The sequence below is a fragment of the Rhizobium sp. BK212 genome (assembly GCF_014197475.1).
Lineage (GTDB): Bacteria > Pseudomonadota > Alphaproteobacteria > Rhizobiales > Rhizobiaceae > Rhizobium > Rhizobium anhuiense.
The window spans coordinates 1-3,503 of sequence record NZ_JACIFS010000022.1 but is presented as its reverse complement, the minus strand read 5'-3'; the positions used below and the strand labels follow the sequence as shown (position 1 = coordinate 3,503).

Here is a 3,503-nt window from a genome sequence, read left to right as displayed (position 1 = left end):
TTGCCGCGGTGACGTTCGAGATCGGCAAAAACGCGGTAACGGCCCTCGGCATGAAGCCCGTCCAGCTCGTTTTTGAAAAACGCTTCGAAATCCATATGCACGCTCCCTGTGTGGTCCGAGCAATACATTGTGAGGGGTTGGGCGTATTTGATCTTGATCAAGTCGGATGAAGCCCGCGCACCAGGCGGGCGGCTGACGCGCCGGGACCAGCCACGACGAACTGTCCCTTAGCCGCCTGCTGATCGCGGCGGCCGGTCATTCCAATCGTTGCAGCCGACAGGTCGGTTGTTTGATCAACATCAATTATCGGAACGACGTCTGGCATTAAAGCTCGAAGGTATGAGCTCAATTCCACATCTTAAAAACGCAATCGTCGGCCTTGCGCAGCCTGCCAGGTTCCTGGAACTGTCCGAACGCCTGCTTCCTGCACTTGCCGCCCTGACCGCATTCTGCTTCGCGATCGGCCTCTATCTGAGCTTCAGCTCCGACGTCGACTATCAACAGGGGTAACCGTCAGGATCATGTATGTCCACGTCCCCGCAGCGTGGATGGCCATGCTCTGCTATACGACGATGACCGCCAATGCCATCGGCTCGTTGGTCTGGCGGCATCCCCTGGCCGACGTTGCGGCGCGCGTCGCCGCTCCCCTTGGCGCCGCCTTCACCTTCGTGTCGCTCGTGACCGGCGCGATCTGGGGCAAGCCCATGTGGGGCACATGGTGGGTATGGGACGCCCGCCTGACATCGATGTTCGTGCTCTTCATCATGTATCTCGGCATATTGGCGATCAACCGGGCGATCGACGATCCGGCTCGCGCCGCCCGTGTCACGGCGGTCCTGATCGTCGTGGGTTTCGTCAATATTCCGATCATCAAGTTTTCCGTCGATTGGTGGAACACGCTGCATCAGCCCGCCAGCGTGCTGCGGCTGGGCGGCCCCGCCCTCGACGTCGAGTTTCTACGCCCTCTGCTGGTCATGGGAGTGGCGTTCTCAGCGCTGTTTGCCACGCTCTACGTCGCATCGATAAGAAACGAGATCTGGCGACGGAAGCTGATCACGCATGACAGGCTCGCAGCAAAAGCCGCTGCTCACCGGGAGACTTGAAATGAACCACGAACACTATGTTCTTGCGGCGTATTTGCTCACCTTCGTGGTCATGGTCACGGCGACGTTGAAGGTCTGGTTCTCAGGACGAATCTACCGCCGTCGGATCGAGGCGCTGGCACGACGTCGGCAGCCTCACGGAGACCGCTAGGATGCGACGCTACGCCTTCGCTGCGATTCCGCTTGTCGCGTTTCTCGGGATTGCGGGTGCCGTCGCCAATACGCTGTATCGCGAATCCGTGGACGGATATTCCCCCGCCGCTATTCCTTCGGCGTTGGCGGGACGCCGACATCCAGCCGTCGATCTCGCGCCGCTTGCCGGTCTTCAAGCGCCTGGGCTGAACGATCACACAGTTGATGGCCACATCGCCATCGTCAACATCTTCGCGTCCTGGTGCGTTCCCTGTCGGCTCGAACACCCGGCGCTGATGAAACTCGCCAAAGATTCTCGCATAAAGCTGGTCGGCATCAACTATAAGGATGCTCCGCAAAAGGCCGCAGCCTTCCTTCAGGAAAACGGCAATCCGTTCGCGGCAATCGGAATCGACACCACGGGAAGAAGTTCGATCGACTGGGGAGTCTACGGCGTCCCGGAAACATTCGTTATCGATCGCGCGGGACGAATCTTCCTGAGACATGTCGGGCCGATCGACGAGAAAAGCCTCGCGACGGATATCCTACCCGCTCTGGAAAAGATCATCGCCGCCGAATAAGCGGGGCCTCTTCCAGCCGTGTTTGACCTCCATCAAAGAAACGGCCTCGCCTATTGCGTATGTCGGTTTGGCGGGTCGGGATTTTCCCGTGTCAAGGGGGGAAACTTGACAGAGGCTCGCTCGGTTTTGGGGCGCAACACCGAGTGAGCCTCCTCGCGTCAGATTACCCTCACCAATGAGCACCGTGCGGAGACGCCGAGAGCGACAGCCGAAGCCGCGCCGCTAATTCCAGCAAAAAGTGTGTCGCGGTTTTGCGTCCGGAATTGCGTGAAAACAAATGGGGCGCGGGATGAACTGTTTCCACGCCGTGGCAAAGATCTAGCTTGGACGTGCTGTTTCAGCCCCTTTCGGTTGCGGTCAGCCGAGCGATCTGGAGCCGATCCCGATAGGCGCCGACGCCCAGGCTTTCGACCAGGGTGCGAACAGCCTTTTGCTTCAACTCCGACTCCACGTTGCCATCGAGTGTCACCTGGCCGTTCTTCACGGTCACTTGGACCTTCTGAGGCGTTATCCCCAACTCCGACCTCAGGCGCGTTCGAACCGCCAGCCTGATCGATTCATCTTCCTTTGGCAGCGGCGCCGTCTGGGCATTGATGATCAGGCCGAGGATGTCTCTGCGGCTGACAATCCCGACAAGACGTCCGTCCTCAACGATCGGTAGCCGCTTGATCCGGTGCGCCTGGAGGCTTTCGGCGATATCCGATACCTCGCTGTCGGGGCACGCCACGATCACATCCTGAGACATGACATCGGCGACACACCAGCCATTCCTGGAAATATATCGCTCAAGATCGATCTCCGATATCATTTCGGGCGCGCGGGCGGCGCGGGGGGAGAATCGGATCTCTTTCCGCAGCAGCAGATCGCCCTCCGTCAGCATTCCGCAGACGCGGCCTTCGTCGTCAATGACAGGAAGACCGCTGACGTTGTTTTGCATCATGACGGCGACGGCGTGGCGTATACCGACCGCTGGACCGATCGATACCACGTTGGTGGTCATTATGTCCTTCGCCTGCATTGTCCTGCCTCGTTTATAGGAATTGTTGCTGGAATGACGATAATGCGAGCTCGTCGAGCCGCCATTGATCTTCGTCAAACAATGCGATCTTCGCCAAGAAGCTCGCTCAGCTTCGCCTGTTCGTCGGCTGTCAGCTTGCTGCCGGTCGGCTTGCCGGCCCTGTTGCGCGCAAAGACCAGCAATGACAGCCCGCCGGCGATCACCAGCAGCACTGGTGCGCCCCAGAGCAGCACCGTCTTCATGCCGACACGCGGCTTCAACAGCACGAACTCGCCATAGCGCGAGACGATATAGTTCAGCACCGCCTCGTCGCTGTCGCCATCGGCAATGCGCTCGCGCACCAGCAGGCGCAGATCCTTGGCCAGATCGGCATTGGAATCGTCGATCGACTGGTTCTGGCAGACCATGCAGCGCAGTTCGGCCGACAGGGCGCGGGCCCGCGCCTCGAGCGCCGGATCGGCCAGCACCTCGTCCGGATTGACCGCAAAGGCGGGAGCCGCCATCAGCAGCAAAGCGAAAGCCAGCAAGAGACGCCGCATCATTCCGCCGGCTCCATTGCAGCAGCAGGCTTCGCGGCTTTCGCCTTCCTACGCGGGGCGCCGACGCGCAGGCGGCGGTCGGTGAGCGAGACGAGGCCGCCGAAGGCCATGATCACCGTTCCGCCCCAGA

At 60.3% G+C, this 3,503-nt stretch carries 4 protein-coding genes and 1 pseudogene; 3 read left to right on the top strand and 2 right to left on the bottom strand.

Annotated elements, in window-relative coordinates:
- Positions 1 to 339 precede the first annotated feature (339 nt).
- The 3 genes and pseudogenes from FHT79_RS31875 to FHT79_RS31865 all read left to right on the top strand — a co-directional run bounded on the left by FHT79_RS31875 (position 340) and on the right by FHT79_RS31865 (position 1,816).
- Positions 340 to 1,103, top strand: a pseudogene (locus FHT79_RS31875) (heme ABC transporter permease).
- A 1-nt stretch (position 1,104) separates the two neighbouring features.
- On the top strand, positions 1,105 to 1,254 hold the full coding sequence (gene ccmD, locus FHT79_RS31870; protein WP_028757942.1) for a heme exporter protein CcmD: 150 nt from the start codon (positions 1,105 to 1,107) through the stop codon (positions 1,252 to 1,254).
- A 1-nt stretch (position 1,255) separates the two neighbouring features.
- The gene (locus tag FHT79_RS31865; RefSeq protein WP_028757943.1) at positions 1,256 to 1,816 is read left to right on the top strand and encodes a DsbE family thiol:disulfide interchange protein; all 561 of its coding nucleotides are present in this window, start codon (positions 1,256 to 1,258) and stop codon (positions 1,814 to 1,816) included.
- Between the two features lie 337 nt (positions 1,817 to 2,153).
- On the opposite strand, the gene FHT79_RS31860 is transcribed toward FHT79_RS31865, so the two are convergent.
- Positions 2,154 to 2,834, bottom strand: coding sequence for a CBS domain-containing protein (locus tag FHT79_RS31860; RefSeq protein WP_183904729.1), 681 nt, complete (start codon positions 2,832 to 2,834; stop codon positions 2,154 to 2,156).
- A 74-nt stretch (positions 2,835 to 2,908) separates the two neighbouring features.
- The gene (locus FHT79_RS31855) at positions 2,909 to 3,376 is read right to left on the bottom strand and encodes a cytochrome c-type biogenesis protein (RefSeq protein ID WP_028757945.1); all 468 of its coding nucleotides are present in this window, start codon (positions 3,374 to 3,376) and stop codon (positions 2,909 to 2,911) included.
- Positions 3,377 to 3,503: the final 127 nt, after the last annotated feature.

What these genes read in the sequence shown, in the direction of transcription:
- FHT79_RS31865 (WP_028757943.1), top strand. Translation starts at nt 1,256, where the DNA reads ATGCGACGCTACGCCTTCGCTGCGATTCCGCTTGTCGCGTTTCTCGGG.
- FHT79_RS31855 (WP_028757945.1), bottom strand. Translation starts at nt 3,376, where the DNA reads ATGATGCGGCGTCTCTTGCTGGCTTTCGCTTTGCTGCTGATGGCGGCT.
- ccmD (WP_028757942.1), top strand. Translation starts at nt 1,105, where the DNA reads ATGAACCACGAACACTATGTTCTTGCGGCGTATTTGCTCACCTTCGTG.
- FHT79_RS31860 (WP_183904729.1), bottom strand. Translation starts at nt 2,834, where the DNA reads ATGCAGGCGAAGGACATAATGACCACCAACGTGGTATCGATCGGTCCA.